Source organism: Variovorax sp. 160MFSha2.1 (assembly GCF_048305075.1).
GTDB lineage: Bacteria > Pseudomonadota > Gammaproteobacteria > Burkholderiales > Burkholderiaceae_C > Variovorax > Variovorax guangxiensis.
In genome coordinates this window covers 843,705-864,775 of the sequence record NZ_CP157624.1, presented here as the reverse complement: position 1 = coordinate 864,775, position 21,071 = coordinate 843,705, and the positions used below count along the sequence as shown (strand labels likewise).

Here is a 21,071-nt window from a genome sequence, read left to right as displayed (position 1 = left end):
GAAGGGGAGCGCCCTGGAGCGCTCCTCCCGCTGCTCGCGCCGGCGTCGCTTCAGATGACAGTGATCCCCTGCTGGATCCAGATGTCTCCCAGCGTGTTCGCCGCCGACAGGTTGCTGTTGTGGTAGATGCTGTAGTTCACCCCGCCGGCGCTCGTGCTTCCGGTCACGCTCCAGCTGTCGGTGCCATGGAGCAGCTGCACGGTGTCGCCGGAATCGCCGGTCACGCGCAGGTGCCCTTGGCCCGTGCCGTTGCCGTTGCCGACGCTGCTCTGCTGGCTCAGGACATCGGTAAGCCGCAGCTTCAGCGTGTTGCCCGTGTTGGCGGCGCCGGTGCCCAGGTCGAAGTTCTCGAAGCCCTGCACCTTCAGGCCCAGCTGCGACAGGTCGAGCGTGAGGTTCGAAGCATCGGCCACCAGGGTGTCGACGCCCAGCCCGCCGTCCACGCGCACCACTCCCGCGATCTCGGTGATATGGATGGTGTCGTTCCCCGCGCCGCCATAGGCGCTGTCTCCCGCGCCGACGCCCGTGATGACGTCGTTGCCCGCACCGCCGGAAAGCCTGTCCTTGCCCGCCGTCGCCGCGATGACGTCGTCGCCCACGGTCAGCGAGTTCGTGAAGTTGAACGCGCTGGCATAGACCACGTCGAGATAGCCGTTGGCAGTCGACCAAGGCTGGCCCTTGTACGGGGATCCGAGCGCCAGATCGGCCTGCCCATCACCGTTCAGGTCGGACAGCGCCACGTTCACGCCTAGCATCGAGCCGGAGTTGGCGTTGCCGTTCTGCTCATAGGTGACATTCGTGCTGTTCGCGGATCTGTCACCCCAATAGGCTGCTGCAACGCTCACCGTGCCGGAGTAGCCACCCTGCTGGCCATACACGATGTAGACGGCACCGTTGTTGATCATTCCCTTCACGTCGGCCAGCGGTGCACCGATGGCAATGTCGTCGATGCCGTCGCCGTTGAAGTCGCCCACCGAGGTGCCGTTGCCGAACATCGCGTCCGCCGAGCTGTCCGACGCTGTGATGACGAAGCCGTCGGACGGCGAGAGGCTCGCAAGGTTGATGTCCGACTTCGCGCCTGCGGCCTTGCCGTAGACCACGTAGACGCGACCCGGTCCCTTCTGATCACCCGCATTCGGCCCGTATTGCGGCGAGCCGATGATCAGGTCCGCGATGCCGTCGCCGTTGACGTCACCCGAGGAAGTGGGCATGCCGGTGTTCGACAGGTATCCGTAGGGTTCCGGATCGATGTAGGTGCCGAGGTACTGGTCGGCCTGCTCCCCATAGACGCGGAAGCCATTGGCGGTGTTCGTGTAGTCGGTCTGCAGGCTGTAGTCCTGCGGCAAGCCGCCCGCCTTGCCGTAGATCACCTGGATCGCTCCGGCATTGCTGTAGCTGGTCACCGGGTTCCTTGCGTTGTACAGGCTGTACGCGAAGTCCGCATAGCCGTCGCCGTTGATGTCGCCGATGTTCATCACATTGACGGGGTAGCCGTTCGTGCTGTCGTTGTAGATCACGCTGTGCGGCCGATAGCTTTCCGTGGACGAGGAACTGCTGTCCGACACGTAGCTCGACGGGTACGTGGAACCGAAGCCGACGTAGTAGTTGGCCCACTCGGCGGAGCCCGCCGCCCCGGCGTGCCCGTAGATGATGGCCGTACCCGCCCTGCCGGTGCCCTGGTTCCAGTCCTGCATGACGATGTCGGCGTAGCCGTCGCCATTGACGTCCACCAGTGCGCCGCCGGCTCCGAACCAGGTCGAACCCGCGCGCTGGACGATGGCGACGCCGTCGCTGTTGCCGCCGGAGGAGATGATGGTCTTGACGTCGACGCTCACCGGCGAGGAACCGGCGTTCGCGGAGGATCTGCCGAAGATGACCCAGTCGCTGTTCAGGTTGTCGTCGTAGACGATCACGTCGGAATAGCCGTCGCCATTGACGTCGCCGTAGCCTTGCACCGCGGTCAGGATGTTCGAGTCGGAAATGCTCCCCGAGGTATAGATCTTCAGGCCATCCGTGCCGGGCAGGTTCGCAACGCTGCTCAAGTCCGGCAGCCCTTGCTTGCTGCCATAGAGGATGCTGACGCTCCACGCATTCGCAGCGCGAGCGGCGGAAGATCCATGTGGCGATACGACCGCGAAGTCGTTGTAGCCGTCTGCGTTGAAGTCGCCGATGGCCTGTACGTCGTAGCCGAAGTTGTCGTTGCTCGTGCTGCCGTACATCTTGCTGGTGCCGCCGCCCACTGTCACCGCTGCAGGCGTCGAACGGTTGCCCGCGTAGTCCTGGGCCACGGCCGTCACGATCGCACCGACGTTCACGGGAGCCGCCGAGGCGTCGATGCTCCATGCGCCGTCCGCCGTGACCGTGGCTGTGAACGGGAGCACGTAGTCGATCGTGCCGTCGGCGTTCTTGTCGATGCTGAGCGTCACGGTGATCGGCCTGGACGCCGTGGGGGAAGCCACCGGCGTATCGGCGTCGGAGGTCGTTCCCGAGAAGCGCTTGCCGTCCGACTTCTGGATCGTGATGACGGGCGGCGTCGCATCCACGGCCTGCATTCCCTTGCTCGACGCGTTCCCGGCCAGGTCGTAGGCGACTGCGGCAACAACCGTGTTGGCCGACAGCGAGGCGGACGGCGTCCATGCCCAGTTACCGCCGGCATCCGCGACGACGCTGCCTTCGATGGAGCCGTTGTTGCCGACGTCGATCGTGACGAGCGCACCCGCCTCCGCGGTGCCTGCGATCACTGCGCTGTTCAGTCGTTGCAGATCGAGCGCGGGGCCGGTCCGGTCCACGTTCACTTCGATGCTGTTGGCCGCAGCGGTGGTGTTGCCGGCAGCGTCGGTCAGGCTCGCTCGGAAAAGGTACTTGCCGTCAGACAAGCCGCTCTGCGCCGCGGTCGTCGACTTCCAGTTCTGCCCGCCGTCGGTCGAGACCTCATAGCGAGCGATCGATGCATCGGCCCCGGTCAGAACGAGGTCGAAGGTGTTGTCGGTGCTGTTGCGATCGGAGGACTGGTTGGCAGCCAGATTGCCCGCCGAAGGGAAGCTGTCCGAGTAGTTCGCGAGGCTCAGCGTCGCGACCGGGGGCGGCAAGGTGTCGACCGTGAAGACGAGCGCTGCCGACTTCGGTCCTTCGTTGCCGGCCGCGTCCACATTGCTCGCGACGAAGCTGTGGGCGCCGTCGGCCAGTTCCTTGCCGGCTTCGGGCGTGAAGCTCCACTTCCCGGAGCTGTCCGCCGTGGTGGAGCCGATCAGCTTGCCGTTGTCGTAGATGTTCACCATGCCGTTGGGCTCGGTTCCCGCCCCCCGCAGTTCGGGGCGGGCGTCGTTGGTCATGCCCCCGGACGCGATGGCGCCGGTGACCGGTGCGACGTCGTCGACGGCGCGGTCGATGGAAGGCGCGCCCGTCGGCGCGATCGTGTCGACCGTGAAGACCAACGCCGTCGATTGCGAGCCCTCGTTGCCCGCCGCATCGACGTTCCTCGCCGTGAGCCTGTGCAGGCCATCGGCGAGCTCCTTGCCCACCGCGGGCGTGAAGCTCCAGTTGCCCGACGCATCAGCCGTCACGGTGCCGATGAGCGTGCCGTTGTCGTAGATGTGGACAGTGCCGTTCGGCTCCGCGCCCGAGCCCTTCAGTTCGGGACGTGCATCGTTGGTCGTGCCGCGCGATGCGATGGCCCCGGTGACCGGGGCGACGTCGTCCATGGCGCTGTCGATGGAAGGCGTCGTCACGGGCGCGGTCCGGTCGACGGTGAGCGTGAACTCCGCAGAAGCGCTGCCCTGGTTGCCCGCCGCGTCCTCGACGCGGGCGGTGTAGCGGTAGGTGCTGCCGTCGTCCAGGCCCTTGTCCTCGAAGCTCCAGGCATTGCCGCTCACGATGGCGACGCCGATGCGCGTGCCGTTGCGGTAGACCGCCACCACCTCGTTGGCCGCGAGCGGCGCCGAGAGGGTTCCGTTGAGCTGCGGCGACGCATCGTTGGTCGTGCTGCCGGATGCGAAGCTGCCCTTCTGCGGATCGCGGTCGTCGGTGAAGTCGGTGATGGCCACCTTCTGGACGGGCGCCGTCAGGTCGAGCGTGACGGAATGGGCGAGGCTCTCCGCACCCTGGTTGCCACCGGCGCTCACGACGCGCGCGGTGTACTTGTAGGTCGCGCCGTCGGCGAGGCCCTTGTCGGCGAAACGCCAGCTGGTGCCGGTCACCGTGGCGGTACCGATCACGGCGCCGTTGCGCAGTACCTCGACCACCTCACCGGAGTTCAGGACGGCGGAGGTCGAGCCGATGAGCACCGGGTCGGCGTCGTTCGTCGTTCCGCCGTCGGCCACGGCGCCGCGGCCCGGTTCGACGTTGTCCTGCACACGCACGATCTGCACCGTCTGCGTGACGGTGGAGGTGATGACGGTGAAGCGCAGGCTGTTCGAGGCGGCACCGGCGTTGCCGGCCATGTCCATGACCCTGGCCTCGTATGTGTAGGTGGTGCCGTTCGAAAGGCCGATGTCGTTGAAGACCCAGTCGGTACCGCTCACGGTCGCGTTGCCCACGTACACGCCGTTGCGGAACACGTGCAGCTGCTCCGACCTGGCCAGCACGGCGGAGAGGGTGCCCTCCAGCCTGGGCGAATCGTCGTTGGTGCTTCCGTTGGCCGGAATGTTGCCCGAGATCGGTTCGACGTTGTCGATGGCGCGCGAGAGCGTCACGGTCTGCGACGGCGTCACCGTGTCGATGATGAAGACCGTCGGCGCCGACTTCGGCCCTTCGTTGCCCGCCGCGTCCACACTGCTCACCCTGAGGCTGTGGACGCCGTCGACCAGCTGCTTGCCGGAAGCGGGCTCGAAGCTCCATTTGCCGGAGGCGTCGGCCCTGGTGCTGCCGATCAGCACGCCGTTGTCGTAGACGTTCACCGTGCCGTTGGGCTCGGCGCCCGAACCCTTGAGTTCCGGGCGCGCGTCGTTGCTCGTTTCGCCCTGGCCGATCGGGCCCTGGACCGGGTCGACGTTGTCGATGACGCTGTCGATGACCGGTGCGTCCGTCGGCGCGGTGGCATCGACCGTCAACGTGAAGTTCGCCGAGGTCGTGCCCCTCGTGCCCGCAGCACTCGCAATGGCCGCGGTGTAAGTGTGCGTGCTTGCGTCGGCCAGCGTCGGCAGCTTGAATTCCCACGCCGTGCCTTGCACGGTGGCGGTGCCCAGCAGCACGCCGCCTTCGAGGATCTGCACGACCTCGCCCGTCTTCAGGCCCGAGACGGTGCCCTTGAGCACCGGCGTGGTGTCGTTGGTGGTGGTGCCGCTGGCGTAGTCGCCGGCATTCGGGTCCACGTCGTCGGTGTAGGCGGTGACGGCCACCGCATTGCCGGCGGTCGGCGTCGAGGTGTCGATGACCACGGTGCGGGCGTCGAACGCCGCGAGGTTGCCGGCGGTGTCCACCACCCGCACCCTGTACTCGTGGCTGCCGTCTGTGAGCACCCGTCCGTCGACGTAGCTCCAGCTGCCGCCGCTGACAACCAGGTTGACCCAGCTGGCGCCGCCATCGAGGCTGATCTGCGCGGTTTCGTCGGAAGCCAGCGTGCCGGTCAGCCTGCCGTTGATGGTCAGGCTGGTGTCGCTGGTGATGAAGTCGCCCACGACGCCGGTGTCGGTGCTGATCGACGCGATGTCGATGGCGATACCTGCCGAGTGCTGGGTGTCGATCACCACGCGCTGGCTGGTCGACTTGCCGGCATTGCCGGCGGCGTCGACGACGCGCGCCTGGAAGACGTAGTCGCCCGCCGCGAGCGGCACGGCCGTGTTGTCGAGCCGGTAGGTGTTGCCCGAGACCAGCGCCGCGTCGCGCCAGCTCGTGCCGTTGTCGAGCGAGACCTGCACCTTCTCGCCGGTGCCGGCCGCGGCGTCGAGCGTCACCGTCACGACGAGGGTGGTGTCGCTGGTGATGAAGTCGCTCGCGCTGGCGCCGGTGTCGTCGCTGATCGCGGTGATCGTCGCCGCCTGCGTCGGCGCGGTGGTGCCGACCGTGAAGGCCAGCGGCGCCGACCTCGGCCCCTCGTTGCCGGCTGCATCGACGCTGCTCGCGGTCAGGCTGTGCGCGCCGTTGGCCAGCGGCTTGCCGGCTTCCGGCGTGAAGCTCCACTTGCCCGAGCCGTCGGCGACGGCGGTGCCGATGAGCGTGTCGTTGTCGTAGACCTTGACCTTGCCGTTGGGCTCGGCCCCGGCCCCATTCATCTGGGGACGGGTTTCGTTGGTCGTGCTGCCGGAGGTGATCGGGCCGACGACCGGCGCCGTCGCGTCCATGACGCTGTCGATCGAGGGTGCCGCGGCGGGCGCGGTCCGGTCGACGGTCAGCGTGAAGGTGGCCGAGGCCTGGCCTTCGTTGCCTGCCGCATCCTCTACCTTGGCGGTGTAGCCGTAGGTGGCGCCGTCGGCCAGCCCGGAATCCTGGAAGCTCCAGGCCGTGGCGCCGGACATGGTGGCGGTGCCGATGCGCTTGCCGTCCCTGTAGATCACCACGGCCTCGCCGGTCGCGAGCGCAGCGCTCAAGGTGCCGTCGAGCTGCGGCGTGGTGTCGTTGGTGACGCTGCCGGATGCGAAGCTGCCCTGCTGCGGGGCCTGGTCGTCGGTATAGCCGGTGATCGCCGCCGTCTGGCCCGGCGCGACGAGGTCCAGCGTGATCGCATAGGCCGCGCTCTTCGCGCCTTCGTTGCCGCCGGAATTGACGACGCGCGCGGCGTAGCTGTACGTCGTGCCGTCGGCAAGGCCACTGTCGCGGAAGGTCCAGGTCGTGCCCGTCACGGTGGCGTTGCCGACCACCTTGCCGTCGCGCAGCACCTGGACCACGTCGCCCGCGTTCAGCGCGGTGGAGATCGAGCCGCCGAGCGTCGGCGCGGTGTCGTTGGTCGTGCCCCCGTTGGGCACGTTGGCCTTCACCGGGGCGGCCTGGTCGTCCACCCGGAGGATCTGGACGGTCTGCGTGACGCCCGAGGTGTTGACCGTGAAGCGCAGGCTGTTGGAGGCGGCGCCGGCATTGCCGGCCGCGTCCATGACCCTCGCCTCGTAGGTGTAGGCGGTGCCGCTGGCGAGGCCCGAGTCCTCGAAGGTCCAGGCGGTGCCAGTGACCTTCGCGATACCGGCGAGCAGGCCGTTGCGGAACACGTGCAGCCGCTCGGTGCCGCTTAGCGGCGCCGAGAGGGTGCCCTCCAGCGTCGGCGTGTCGTCGTTGGTGGTGCCGTTGGCGGGAATGTCGCCCGAGACCGGGTCGACGTTGTCGATGGCACGCACCAGCTTCACCGTCGCCGCGGGCGCGGCAGTGTCGATGCGGATCGCATGCGCGTTCGAGTCGGCGCCGGGGTTGGAAGCCGCGTCCTGCACGCGGGCCGTGTAGACGTAGGTGCTCCCGTCGGAAAGGCCGCTGTCGGCGTAGCTCCAGTGCGTGGCGTCCGTCATGGTCGCGAAGCCGATCTCCTTGCCGTCGCGCAGCACGACGACCTTCTCGCCGGCCTGCAGCGCGGCCGAGATGGTGCCGGTGACCTGCGGCGCGGTGTCGTTGGTGTAGCCGTCGTTCGGCACCGAGCCCTGCTGCGGATCGACGTCGTCGTTCACGGCCGTGATGCTGGCCTTGGTGGACGGACCCGAAAGCTTCAGCGTGATGACGTAGGGCGAGGAGGCGGTGCCGCCGCCGCCCGCGGCGTCCTCGACGCGCACGGTGTAGCTGTAGCTCGAGGCGTTGGCGAGGCCGCTGGTGTCGGTGTAGGACCAGCTCGTGCCCGAGATCGAGGCGGTGCCGATCCTGACGCCGTCGCGATACACGGCGACGAACTCGTTGCCGGCCAGGCTGCCCGACACGGTGCCTCTGAGCTCCGGCTGGGAGTCGTTGGTGGTGCCGCCGCTGGCGACGTCGCCCTGCACCGGGTCCGCGTTGTCGAACACGGTCGAGATCGTGGCCGCCTGCGTCGGCACCGATGTGTCGACGGTGATGGCGTAGCTGCCCGAGACGGCGCCCCGGTTGCCGGCCGCGTCCTCCACGCGCGCGGTGTAGGTGTAAGTGCGGCCGTCGCTCAGGCCGGTGTCGTCGAAGCTCCAGTGGGTCGCGTCGGTCATCTTCGCGGTGCCGATGACGGCACCGTCGCGCAGCACGACGACCTTCTCGCCGGCCTGCAGCGGTGCCGAAACGGTGCCCGCCACCTGCGGCGCGGCGTCGTCGGTGAAGCCGCCGTCGGCCACGGCGCCCTGCAGCGCGCCGCGGTCGTCGTTGATGGAGACGATCGCCGTCGATTGCGAAGGCGCGAGGGTGTCGACCGTGAACGCCAGCGCCGCGGACTGCGGGCCTTCGTTGCCGGCCGCATCGACGCTGCTCGTGGTGAGGCTGTGGGCGCCGTTGGCGAGCTCCTTGCCGGCCTCGGGCGTAAAGCTCCACTTGCCGGCGGCGTCCGCCGTCGCGGTGCCGATCAGCGCGCCGTTGTCGTAGATCCTGACGGTGCCGTCGGGCTCTGCGCCGGAGCCCTTGAGTTCGGGGCGCGCGTCGTTGGTGGTGCCGCCCTGGGCGATCGCCCCGGTGACCGGCGCCACGTCGTCCACGAAGCTCTCGACGACCGGCGCCGTGGTGGGTGCGCGCTGGTCGATCGTGAGCGCGAAGGCCGCCGACGCTCCGCTCTGGTTGCCCGCGGCATCCTCGATGCGGGCCGTGTAGCTGTAGCTCTTGCCGTCGGCGAGGCCGGCGTCCTGGAAGCTCCAGGCGGAGCCGCCGGACAGGGTGGCGGCGCCCAGGCGCACTCCGTCGCGGTAGACCACCACCGTGTCGCCGGCATTGAGCGTTCCGCCGATCGTGCCGTTCAGCAGCGGCGAGGTGTCGTTGATGGTGCTGCCCGACGCGAAGGTGCCAGTCTGGGGTGCCTGGTCGTCGGTGCAGCTGACGATCGCGACCGACTGCGAGGGCGCGGCGGTGTTCACGGCCAGCGAGAAGTCGGCCGAGGCCGTGCCCTTGTTGCCCGCCGCATCGGCGATCACGGCGACGTAGGTGTGCCTGCTGCCGTTGGCCAGCGTCGGCAATGCGAAGGTCCAGGCGGTGCCGTTCACGGCGGCCGTGCCCAGCAGCGCCGAGCCTTCGAATATCTGCACGACGTCGCCCGCCTTCAGGCCCGAGACGGTGCCCTTGAGCACCGGCGTGGTGTCGATCGTGCTGGTGCCGCTGCCGTAGTCGCCCAGGTTGGGCGCGACATCGTCGGTGTAGGCCGTGATGTCGACGGCGTTGCCGGTGGTTGGGCCGCTTGTGTCGATCACCACGAGCTGCGAGCTCGGCTGGGTCGTGTTGCCGGCCGCATCCACCACGCGCGTCAGCACGGTGTAGCTGCCGTCGGCCAGCGGGACGGTCGTATTGTCGAACTGGTAGCTGCCGCCGCCCGAGGGGGTCGCGTCGCTCCAGGTCTTGCCGTTGTCCAGCGAGACCTGCACCGTGGCGCCGGCCTCCACGGCCGAATCGACCTTGATGGTGAACACCAGGGTGCGGTCGCTGGTGACGAAGTCGCCGCCGCTCGAGCCGGTGTCGTCACCGATGGCAGCGAGCGTGGCCTTGGTGGTGGGCGCAGTGGTGTCCACGTTGACGGTGAAGGAGCCCGACTGCGGGCTCTCGTTGCCCACGGGGTCGACGGTCGTGGCGCCGAGGCGGTGCGTGCCCTCGGTCAGCGGCGTGGTCGGCGTGAAGCTCCAGCTGCCGTCGGCCTTGACGGTCGTGCTGCCGAGGACGCTGCCGTTGTCGTAGACCTTGATCACGTCGCCCGGCGTGGCGCCGCTGCCCGTGAGCGTGGGCGTGGCGTCGTCGGTGGGACCGCCGTTGGCGATCGGGCCCTGCACCAGGCCGACGTCGTCGGCGGCGCCGGCGATGGACGGCACCTCGGGCGCGGTGGTGTCGATGGTCAGCGCGATGGTGGCGTCGCCCTGCTTGCCCGCGGCGTTCACCGCGGTGGCGGTGTAGCTGTGCGTGCCTTCCTTCTGCAGGGGAAGCGTGAAGCGCCAGTTGCCGCCCGCGTCCGCAGTGGTGGAGCCGAGGACGGTCGAGCCTTCCTTGACGGTCACGATCGCGCCGGCCGTGGCCTTGCCCACGAGCGAGGGCGTGGTGTCGTCGGTACGCGCGCCGGGCGCGAGGTTGCCCTTGATGCCGCCCTGGTCGTCGGCGACCTGTTCGATGCTGACGACGACGTCGCTCGGGTCGACCGTGAAGTCGAGCACCGCGCTGGCGGCGCTGGTGTTGCCCGCGGCGTCGGTGACTGTGTGCGTGATGCGGTGCGTGCCGCGCCCCAGCGGCGTGCTGGGCGTGATGCTCCAGGCGCCGTCGGTGGCGGCGGTGAAGCTGCCGATGAGCGCGCCGCCGTCGTACAGGCGCACGGTGTCGCCGGCCTTCAGGCCGCTGCCGCTGAAGGTGGGCGTGGTGTCGTCGGTGGTGGCGCCGGCCGCGATAGCGCCCTGCACCGGGCCCTGGTCGTCGAAGGCGACGGCCGTGTCGGGCGTGGCCGGAGCCGTGGTGTCGAGCACGACCGGATAGAGGCCCGTGCGCGGGCTCGCCTGCCCCGCGCCGTCGACTGCCTGTGCGCTCAGGTTCTTGACGCCGTCGCCGCTCAGCGGACTGGTGGTGACGCTCCAGGTGCCGTTGGAAGCCACGCTGGTGGAGCCCACGGCCACGCCGTCGGCATACACGGTGACCACGGTGCCGGCCGTGCCGGTGCCGTTGAGCGTGAGCGTGGTGTCGTCGGTGCTGGCGTCGCGGGCGACGTTGCCCGTGACGCTGCCCCTGTCGTCGATCACGCCGATGATGGCCGGCGCCGCAGGCGGATCGCCCACCAGCGTGAAGGTCGATGCCGGCGTGGCGGCGCCGATGTTGCCCGCCGCGTCCACGGCGCGCGCCGTGAGGCTGTGCGCGCCCAGGGCCAGCGGCAGGTCGGGCGTGAAGCGCCAGCTGCCGTCGGCGTTCACCGCCGTGCTGCCGATGAGCGTGCCGTTGTCGTAGACGTTGATGACCGACACCTGCGCCGGGTCGGTCTTGCCGGTGTACTCGGGCTTGCTGTCGTCGGTCTTCGCCCCGGCGGCCAGGGGGCCCTGCACCGGGCCCACGTCGTCCAGCACCTGGATGAGGGACGAGTCGAGCGCGGGCGGCGGCGTCAGGTCGACGGTGAGCCTGAAGTCGTTGGAGCGCGGGCTCTCGTTGCCTGCCGCGTCGGTCAGCGTGTAGCCGATGCTGTGCGCGCCCTCGGCGAGCGGGGACACGGGCGTGAGCGTGCCGGCGGCCGGGTCGTAGGTGGCTGCGACCTTGTTGCCGTCGACGTACAGCGACGGCGTCAGGCCGGCTGCGATGGAGGCGATCTTGAACCCCGGCGTGGTGTCGTCGGTGAAGGTCGCGGTGCTGGCCGCGTTCTGGACCGCGCCTGCGTTGTCGACGTAGCCGGCCACGGCGTCCGGACGCACCGGCGCCGTGGTGTCGACGTTGACAACGAAGGCGGCCGAGTGCTGGCTCTGGTTGCCCACCGGATCTGTGGCCGTGACGGTGAGCTTGTGCTCGCCCTCGCCCAGCGGCGAGGTCGGGCTGGCCGTGGTGAAGCTCCAGCGTCCGTCGGATTGCACCGTGGTGCTGCCGATGGCGCTGCCGTTGTCGAAGACGGTGATGAGGTCGCCCGGCGTCGCGCCGCTTCCGCTGAGCGTGGGTCGGGTGTCGTCACTAGCGGCACCGCTGGCAAGCGAGCCCTGCACCGAACCGGTGTCGTCGACGACCGAGGCGATCACCGGAACGGCCGGCGGCGTGGTGTCGATGGTCAGCGAGAACGAGGTCTCGCTGCTCGTGCCTGCGGCGTTCACCGCCGTGGCCTTGTAGCTGTGCGCGCCTTCCGTTTGCGTGGGCAGCACGAGGTTCCAGTTGCCGGACCCATCCGCCGTGGTGGAGGCGATGGCCTTGGAGCCTTCCTTGATGGTCACGACGGCGCCGGCCGTGGCGGTGCCGACGATCGTGGGCGTGACATCGTCGGTGAAGCCGGCGGGACGCGTCTTGATCTGCTGCCCCTGCCGGGTCTCGCCCGCCTTGGTGACGGTCACCGACACCGCCGCGGTGTCGACGATGAAGCCCAGCGGCGCGCTGGCTGCGCTGGTGTTGCCGGCCGCGTCGCTGATGGTGTGCGTGATGCTGTGCGCGCCCTGCCCCAGCCCCGTCGGCGTGAATGCCCAGCTGCCATCGGCCTTGACCGTGGCGCTGCCGATCAGCGCGGCGCCGTCGTACACCCTGACGATGTCGCCAGGCGTCGCGCCGCTGCCTGCGAAAGTGGGCGTCGCGTCGTCGGTGGAGCCGCCGTTGCCGATCGCGCCCTGCACCGGGCCTGCGTCGTCGGTGGCCGACACGCTGGCCGGGGTGGCCGGCGCCGTGGTGTCGAGGATCGCGCTGTCCGTCGCCGCCGGCCTCGAGGTGTTGCCGGCAAGGTCCTGGCTGATCGCGCTGACGCGGATCGCCGCACCTTCGGCCGGGTTCGGGAACGAGACGTTGACGAAGCCGTTGGAGACATCCGCAGCGCTCAGCTTGACGCTGAACATGTGGGTGCCGTCGGTGAGGCTGATTTCATCGCCCACCGCGGCGCCGGACACGAGGGTGACCTTCACCGTCACGTCGGCTTTTTTCTCGCTGGCGTTGATGAAGCCGTCGTTATTGGCGTCCTCGACGATCGAGATGGAAATGACGGGCGCGACGCTGTCCACCGTGGCCGTGGCGGCCTGGCTGGTGTTGCCGGTGGCGTCGGTGGCGACCACGCGCAGCTGCGTGCCGTGCGGCAGCAGGCTCGTGGGCGAGATGCTGTATTCGCCGTTGCTGCCGGCGGTTGCGCTGCCGACGAGGTTGCCGGTGTCGTCCCTCACGGTGACGACCGAGCCTGCTTCCGCCGTGCCGGCGACCGTGCCGCCCGAGGTGGGCTTGACGGTCGGCGCGTCTGGGGCCTTGCTGTCGACCTTGGCCGTGGCGGGCGTGCTGGTGTTGCCGGCCGCATCGGTGGCGGTCACGCTCAGCGATGTGTCGTGCACCAGTGGCATCGCGGGCTTGACGACGTAGTTGCCGTTGCCGTCGGCCGTTGCGCTGCCGACGCTGTTACCGGCGCCGTCCTTGACGAGGACGAGCGAGCCCGCCTCCGCCGTGCCGGTGATGGTGCTGCCGCTCGTGGGCTTCACGGTGGGCGCGTTCGGGGCGGCGCTGTCGACCGTGGCCGTGGCCGCAGGGCCGGTGTTGCCCGCTGCGTCGGTGGCCGAGACGCCGAGCATCGTTCCGTGCGGCACGGGGGTCGCGGGCTTCACGGTGTAGTTGCCATTGGCGTCCGCTGTCGCGCTGCCGATCGGCTTGCCGGCACTGTCCTTGACGGTGACCACCGAGCCGGATTCGGCCGTGCCGGTGATCGACGCGCCGTTGGTCGGGGCGACGGTCGGCCTCGCCGGGGGCACGGCATCCACGGTGGCGGTGGCCGCAGCGCTGGCGTTGCCTGCTGCATCGGTGGCCACCGCGGTGATCTTCGCGCCGTCCTCCAGCGGCTTGGCCGGGGTGACGGCGTAGGTGCCGTCGGTGGCGGCGGTCGCGCTTCCGACCACCTTGCCCGCGCCGTCCTTGACGGTGACCACCGAGCCGGCCTCGGCGCGGCCGGTGATCGGGTCGCCGTGGGTGGGGTCGATCGTCGGCGCGTCGGGCGCCTTGGCGTCGACCTTGGCCGTTGCAGGCGCGCTGGTGTTGCCGGCCGCGTCGGTCGCAGTGACCTGCAGCACGGTGTCGTGCGCGGGAGCGGTCGCGGGCTTGACGCTGTAGTTGCCGCTGCCGTCGGCCGTCGCGCTGCCGATGGTGTTGCCGGCACCGTCCTTCACGGTGACGAGCGAGCCGGCCTGGGCCGTGCCGGTGATCGTGGTGCCGTTCGTCGGGTTGACGGCCGGCGCCGACGGAGACACGGCATTGACGGTCGTCCTGGCTTCAGGGCTGCTGTTGCCGGCGGCGTCCGTCGCGGCCACGTGCAGGACCGTGCCGTGGGCGGGAGGCGTCGTCGGCTTGAAGCTGTACGCACCACCGGTCGTGGCGGTCGTGCTGCCGATGAGCTTGCCCGCGTCGTCCGTGATGGTGACCACTGAGCCGGCCTCGGCCTTGCCGGTGACGAGGCTCCCGTTGGTCGGATCGACGGTGGGCCTGGCCGGCGGATCGTTGTCGACCGTGGCCGTGGCGGGCTGGCTGGCGTTGCCGGCCGCGTCGGTCGCGACCACGCTGATCTTCACGCCGTCCTGCAGCGAGCGGGCCGGCGTGACGGCGTATTCGCCGTTGCTGCCCGCGGTCGCGCTGCCGACGAGGTTGCCGGTGCCGTCCCTGGCGGTGACCAGCGAGCCTGCTTCGGCCGTGCCGGCAATGGTGCTGCCCGAGGTCGGCTTGACCGTGGGTGCATCGGGGGCCTTGTTGTCGACCTTGGCCGTGGCGGGTGCGCTGCTGTTGCCGGCCGCGTCGGTGGCAGTCACGCTCAGCGCTGTGTCGTGCGCCGGCGGCGTTGCAGGCTTGACGGCGTAGTTGCCGTTGCCGTCCGCCGTCGCGCTGCCGATGAGATTGCCCGCGGCGTCCTTGACGGTCACGACGGAGCCTGCTTCGGCCGTGCCGGCGATGGTGTCGCCGCTCGTGGGCTTGACGGTGGGCGCGTTCGGAGCGGCGCTGTCGACCGTGGCCGTGGCCGCAGGGCCGGTGTTGCCGGCCGCGTCGGTGGCCGAGACGCCGAGGGTCGTGCCATGCGCCAGAGGGGTCGCGGGCTTGATGGCGTAGTTGCCGTTGGCATCGGCCGTGGCGCTGCCGATCGGCTTGCCGGCCTGGTCCTGCACCGTGACGACGGAGCCGGCTTCGGCCTTGCCGGTGATGGTGCTGCCGTTGGTCGGCTCGACCGTGGGCCTGCCTGGGGCGACCGCATCCACGGTGGCGGTGGCCGCAGCGCTGGCGTTGCCTGCTGCATCGGTGGCCACCGCGGAGATCTTCGCGCCGTCCTCCAGCGGCTTGGAGGGCGTGACGGTGTAGGTGCCGTCGTTGCCGGCGGTCGCGCTGCCGACCACCTTGCCCGCGCCGTCCTTGACCGTGACCACAGAGCCGGCCTCGGCGCGGCCGGTGATCGGGTCGCCGTGGGTCGGATTGATCGTCGGCGCGTCGGGCGCCTTCGCGTCGACCTTGGCGGTTGCAGGCGCGCTGGCGTTGCCGGCCGCATCGGTCGCGGTGACCTGCAGCACGGTGTCGTGCGCGGGGGCGGTCGCGGGCTTGACGCTGTAGTTGCCGCTGCCGTCGGCCGTCGCGCTGCCGATGGTGTTGCCGGCACCGTCCTTCACGGTGACGAGCGAACCCGCCTCGGCCGTGCCGGTGACGGTGTTGCCGTTGGTGGGCTTCACGGTCGGTGCGGCAGGAGCGACGCTGTCGACCGCCGCTCGTGTTTCGGGACTGACGTTGCCCGCGGCATCGGTCGCGGTCACGCGTATCACCGCGCCATTCGGCAAAGTGGCCGACGGCTTGATGCTGTAGGTGCCGTCGTTGCCGGCGGTCGCGCTGCCGATGAGGTTGCCCGCGTCGTCGGTGATCTTGACGACGGAGCCGACTTCCGCCGTACCCGTGACGAGGCCGCCTTGCGACGGATCGACCTTCGGCGCTGCAGGCAGCACGCGGTCGACAGTCGTCCTGGCTTCGGGGCTGACGTTCCCGGCAGCGTCGGTGGCGACCGCGCGCAGCACCGTGCCGTGCGCCGGAACGGTCGCGGGCTTGATGCTGTAGGCGCCGTTGGACGCGGCGATCGCGCTGCCGATGAGCTTGTCCGTGTCGTCGGTGATGCGGACCACGGAGCCGGCCTCGGCCGTGCCGGTGATCATGTTGCCGTTGCTCGGCTCGATGATCGGTGCGGGGGGTGGGACGCTGTCGACCGTCGCGGTGGCTTCCGGGCTCGCGTTGCCTGCTGCATTGGTGGTCACGACGTGCAGCACCGTGCCATTCGGCGGAGTGACGGCCGGCGTGATGCTGTAGGCACCGAGCGAATCGGCCGTCGTGCTGCCGATCAGCTTGCCTGCGTCGTCCCTGACGGTGACCACCGAACCGGGTTCCGCCGTGCCGGTGATGGGGCTGCCATCGGTCGGGTTGATGGTGGCCGCCGGCAGCGCCGTGCGGTCGACCGTGGCCCGTGCCTCCGGGCTGGTGTTGCCAGCGGCATCTGTGGAGGCAACGTGCAGCACGGTGCCGTGCGCCGGCGGCGTCGCCGGCGTCACGGTGTAGGTGCCGTTGGATTCGGCGGCAGCGCTGCCGATGAGGTTGCCCGCGTCGTCCTTCACCGTGACGATCGAGCCGGCCTCGGCCTTGCCCGAGATGCGGTTTCCGTTGGTCGGGCTGATGGTCGGCGTGACGGGCACGACGCCGTCCACCGTGCCGCGTGCTTCGGAACTCGCGTTGCCGGCCGCGTCGGTGGCGAAGGCGCGCAGCACGGTGCCGTCGGCCAGGACGAACGCGGGCTTGATGCTGTAGGCACCGTTCGCGGCCGCCGTCGTGCTGCCGATGACATTGCCGGCGCCGTCGCGGACCGTGACGACGGAAAGGGCCTCGGCGAAGCCCGAGATCAGCTTGCCGTTGGTCGGATCGATCGAGGGCTGCCCGGGCGGCACGGCATCGACCGTGGCGTTCGCGCTCGGGCCGGTGTTGCCGGCTGCGTCGGTGGCGCTGACCTGAAGCACCGTGCCGTCGGAGGGCGGCACGGCAGGCCGGATGGCGTAGGCACCGCCGCCGTCTGCGGTCGCGCTGCCGATGAGCTTGCCGGCACCGTCCTTGACGGTGACCACCGATCCGGCCTCGGCCGTACCCGAGATCAGGCTTCCGTTCGTCGGCTTGACCGTGGGCGCGCCGGGCGCCTGGCCATCGACCGTGGCCCGCGCGGGCTGGCTGGTGTTGCCTGCGGCGTCGGTGGCCGTCACGTTCAGTGCGGTGTCGTGCGTCAGCGGCGTTGCCAGCTTGATGCTGTAGTTGCCGTTGCCATCGGCCGTCGCGCTGCCGATCAGCTTGCCGGCGCCGTCCTTGACGATGACCACCGTGCCGGCCTCGGCCGTGCCCATGATCGAGCCGCCGTTCGTCGGGTCGACCTTCGGCGCGGCTGGCAGTTCGCTGTCGACCGTGGCGCGCGTCTCGGGGCTGGTGTTGCCGGCCGCGTCGGTGGCGGTTGCGCGCAGCACGGTGTTGTGCGGCGGAACGGTCGCAGGCTTGATGCTGTAGCGGCCGTTCGAATCGACAGCCGCGCTGCCGACGAGGTTACCGGCGCCGTCGCGGATGGCGACGATCGAGCCCTGCTCGGCCGAGCCGGTGATCAGGCTGCCGTTGGTCGCATCGACAGAGGGCTTGGAAGGTGGCGTACCGTCCACCGTGGTGGTGGCGGGCTGGCTGGCGTTGCCCGCCCGGTCGGTCGCCACGGCGGTGATGGTGGTGCCATCCGCAGCAGGCGTCGTGGGGACGATGCTGAACTTGCCGTTCGAATCTGCCGTCGCGCTGCCGATCAGCTTGCCGCCGCCATCCTTCACGGTGATCACCGAGCCCGCTTCGGCCGTACCGGTGATCGCACCTCCGTTGCTGGGATTGAGCTTGGGCGCGTCGGGCGCCTTGCCGTCGACGGTGCTGCGCGCAGGCTGGCTCGTGTTGCCGGCCGCATCGGTCGCAGTGACGTTCAGCTGCGTGTCGTGCGGCAGCTGTGTCGTCGGCTTGATGCTGTAGTTGCCGTTGCCATCGGCCGTCGCGCTGCCGATCAGCTTGCCGGCGCCGTCCTTGGCGACGACCACCGTGCCGGCCTCGGCCGTGCCCGTGATCGAGTTGCCGTTCGTCGGGTCGACCTTGGGAGCGCCGGGCAGTTCGCTGTCGACCGTGGCGCGCGTCTCGGGGCTGGTGTTTCCGGCGGCGTCGGTGGCGGTTGCGCGCAGCACGGTGTTGTGCGGCGGAACGGTCGCAGGCTTGATGCTGTAGCGGCCGTTCGAATCGGCGGCGGCGCTGCCGACGAGATTGCCGGCGCCATCACGGACGGTGACGATCGAGCCCTGCTCGGCCGAGCCGGTGATCAGGCTGCCGTTGGTCGCATCGACGGAGGGCCTGGAAGGCGGCGTGCTGTCCACCGTGGCGGTGGCGGGCTGGCTGGCGTTGCCTGCCCGGTCGGTCGCGACGGCGGTGATGGTGGTGCCATCCGCCACGGGCGTTGCGGGAGCGATGCCGAACTTGCCGTTCGCATCGGTCGTAGCGCTGCCAATGAGCTTGCCGGCCCCGTCCTTGACGGTGACGACCGAGCCGGATTCGGCCGTGCCGGTGATCCGGCTGCCGTCTGTGGGATTGACGACCGGTGCGAGCGGGGCCGTGCCGTCGACCACCATCGTGGCGGGCGAGCTCGCATTGCCGGCGGCGTCGGTGGCGACGACGCTGACCTGGGCGCCATCGGCCAGCGGCGTGACGGGAACGAGGCTGAACTTGCCGTTCGCATCGGCCGTCGCGCTGCCGACGAGCTTGCCGGCGCCATCCTTGACGGTGACGACGGAGCCGGTCTCGGCCGTGCCGCTGATCGTGCGGCCGGAACTCGGATCGACGGTGGGCGCGGAGGGGGGCAGGCTGTCGACGGTGGCCCTGGCTTCGGGGCTGTCGTTGCCTGCAGGGTCGGTCGCGACGACGCGCAGCACGGTGCCGTGCGACGGAACGGTCACTGGCTTGATGCTGTAGCGGCCGTTCGAATCGGCGGTCGCGCTGCCGAGCAGGTTGCCCGCACCGTCCCTGACGGTGACGACGGAGCCGGCCTCGGCACTGCCGGTGACCAGGCTGCCGGCGGTCGGATCGACCGTGGGCCTTGCCGGAGGAACGCCGTCGACCGTGGTCCTGGTTTCAGGGCTGGTGTTGCCGGCGGCGTCGGTGGCGGTGACGCGCAGCACCGCGCCGTCGACGGGCGGCGTCTTGGGCGCGATGCTGTAGAAGCCGTTGGACCCGACCGTCGCGCTGCCGACAACATTGCCGGAGACGTCCCTGACGGTGACGACCGAGCCGGGCTCCGCACGGCCCGTGATCGCACTGCCGTGCGTCGGATCGACCGAAGGGGCGGCCGGCGGCACGCGGTCCACCGTGGCCAGGCCTTCGGCACTCACGTTGCCGACGGCGTCCGCGGCCGTGACGTGCAAAACCGTGCCGTCCGCCAGTTGTGCCGCGGGCGCGACGCTGAACTTGCCGGCGGCGTCCGCGGTGGTGCTGCCGATGAGCTTGCCCGTTGCGTCCTTGACCGTGACGACGGAGTTGGCCTCGGCCGTGCCTGCGACCACGCTGCCGTTCGTCGCGTTGACCAGTGGCGCGTCCGGCGGCCTGCTGTCGACCGTGGTGGTCGCGGGCCGGCCCACGTTGCCGGCCAGGTCCTTCGCGACGACGTAGATCACGGTGCCGTCCGACGGCGGGTTCGCGGGAACGAGGGAGTAGGTGCCGTCGGCCGCGGTGGTCGTGCTGCCGATGAGGTTGCCCTTGCTGTCCGTGACGGTGACCACGGAATCGGGCTCGGAGGTGCCCGTGATCGGGCTGCCCTTCGTCAGGTTGACCGTGGGCGTCGGCGGCGTGCCGTCGACGACGGCCGTGGCGGGCTTGCTGGTGTTGCCGGCGGCATCGGAGGCGACGACTTTGATCACCACGCCGTTGGCCGGCGGCCTGGTCGGCGTGAAGCTGTACACACCATTGGACGCGGCGGTCGTGCTGCCGATGAGGACGCCCTTGTCGTCGGTGATCGTGACCACCGCGCCGGCCTCCGCTGTGCCGGTGATGGGGCTGCCGTCGGTCGGATTCACCTTGGGCGTGGCGGGCGGCGTCGCATCGATGGTGGCGGTGGCCGGCTGGCTGGCGTTGCCGGCCGGGTCGGTCGCAACGACGCTGATGGTCGCGCCGTCCGCGGGAGGCGTCGTGGGGGTGATGCTGAACGCACCGTTGGAAGCGGCGGTCGCGCTGCCGATGACCTTGCCCGCGCCGTCCTTGACGGTGACGACCGAGCCGGCCTCGGCATTGCCCGTGATCAGGCTGCCGTTGGACGGGTTGACCGTGGGTCGCGACGGCGCGGTGCTGTCGGCCGTGGTGCTGGCGGGTGCGCTCGCATTGCCGGCTGCGTCGGTGGCCACGACCTTGATGGCGGTGCCGTCGGCCAGCGGCGTCGGCGGCTTGATGCTGTAGCTGCCGTCCTGGGCCGCCGTGGTGCGGCCGATCACGTTGCCGCGTCCGTCGGAGGCGGTGACCACGGCGCCGGGCTCGGCGCTCCCGGCGATGGTCGTGCCGTTGGTGGGAACGATGGTAGGGACCGGGGGCGCCACGCTGTCGACGGTCGTGCGCGCCTCGGAGCTGGTGTTTCCGGCCGAGTCCACCGCGACGACGCGGATCTCCGTGCCGTGCGGCGGAGGCGAGGACGGCTGGACCACGTAGCGGCCATCGGCCTCGACGGTCGCGCTGCCGATTTCCTTGCCCGTGTTGTCGGTGACGCGGACGGTGGTGCCGGGCTGAGCCGTGCCGGTGATCAGCCTGGCATTGGTCGGGTTGACGGTGGGCCGGCCCGGCGGCGACGCGTCGGAGGGGGACGTGAGCGGCGTGGAAGGCGAAGGTATGAGCGCCATCGCCGAACCGGCGCCCGCCCCACCACCTCCTCCGCCTCCGCCTCCGGCAGCACCGGCGGCTGCCAGTCCGCCGCCCAGCAGCCAGGGCAGCACGCCGAAGTTGAAGTCCTGCTCCAGCAGCAGGGGCTCGATCGCGTCGATGCCCGAATAACTGAGCGCCAGTTCGCCCTGCCCTTCGCCGAAGCCGGTCAGCCACAGGCCACCCTTCTCGTCGTCGAGCACGAGGTCGCTCTTGTGGCCATCGAAGGACGAGAAGAACTCGCGGATGGTGACGACCTCGCCCGAGATGGAGGTGATGACCAGGTCGTTGCCGACGCGGCGCATTCCCTTGACCTGTTCCCTGGACAGCCCTACCCGGACGACCGCCGCTTCCTTCAGGAACACCTCGTTCACCGAGACGGGCGTACCGTCTCCACTGCGTTTGCTGACAACCTTCAACGAAATCATTTACTG

At 70.1% G+C, this 21,071-nt stretch carries 1 protein-coding gene; it reads right to left on the bottom strand.

Translation table 11 applies throughout. From position 1 onward, the window contains the following. Window positions 1-50: 50 nt before the first annotated feature. On the bottom strand, window positions 51-21,065 hold the full coding sequence (locus ABL838_RS03700) for an Ig-like domain-containing protein (protein WP_418124191.1): 21,015 nt from the start codon (window positions 21,063-21,065) through the stop codon (window positions 51-53). Window positions 21,066-21,071: the final 6 nt, after the last annotated feature.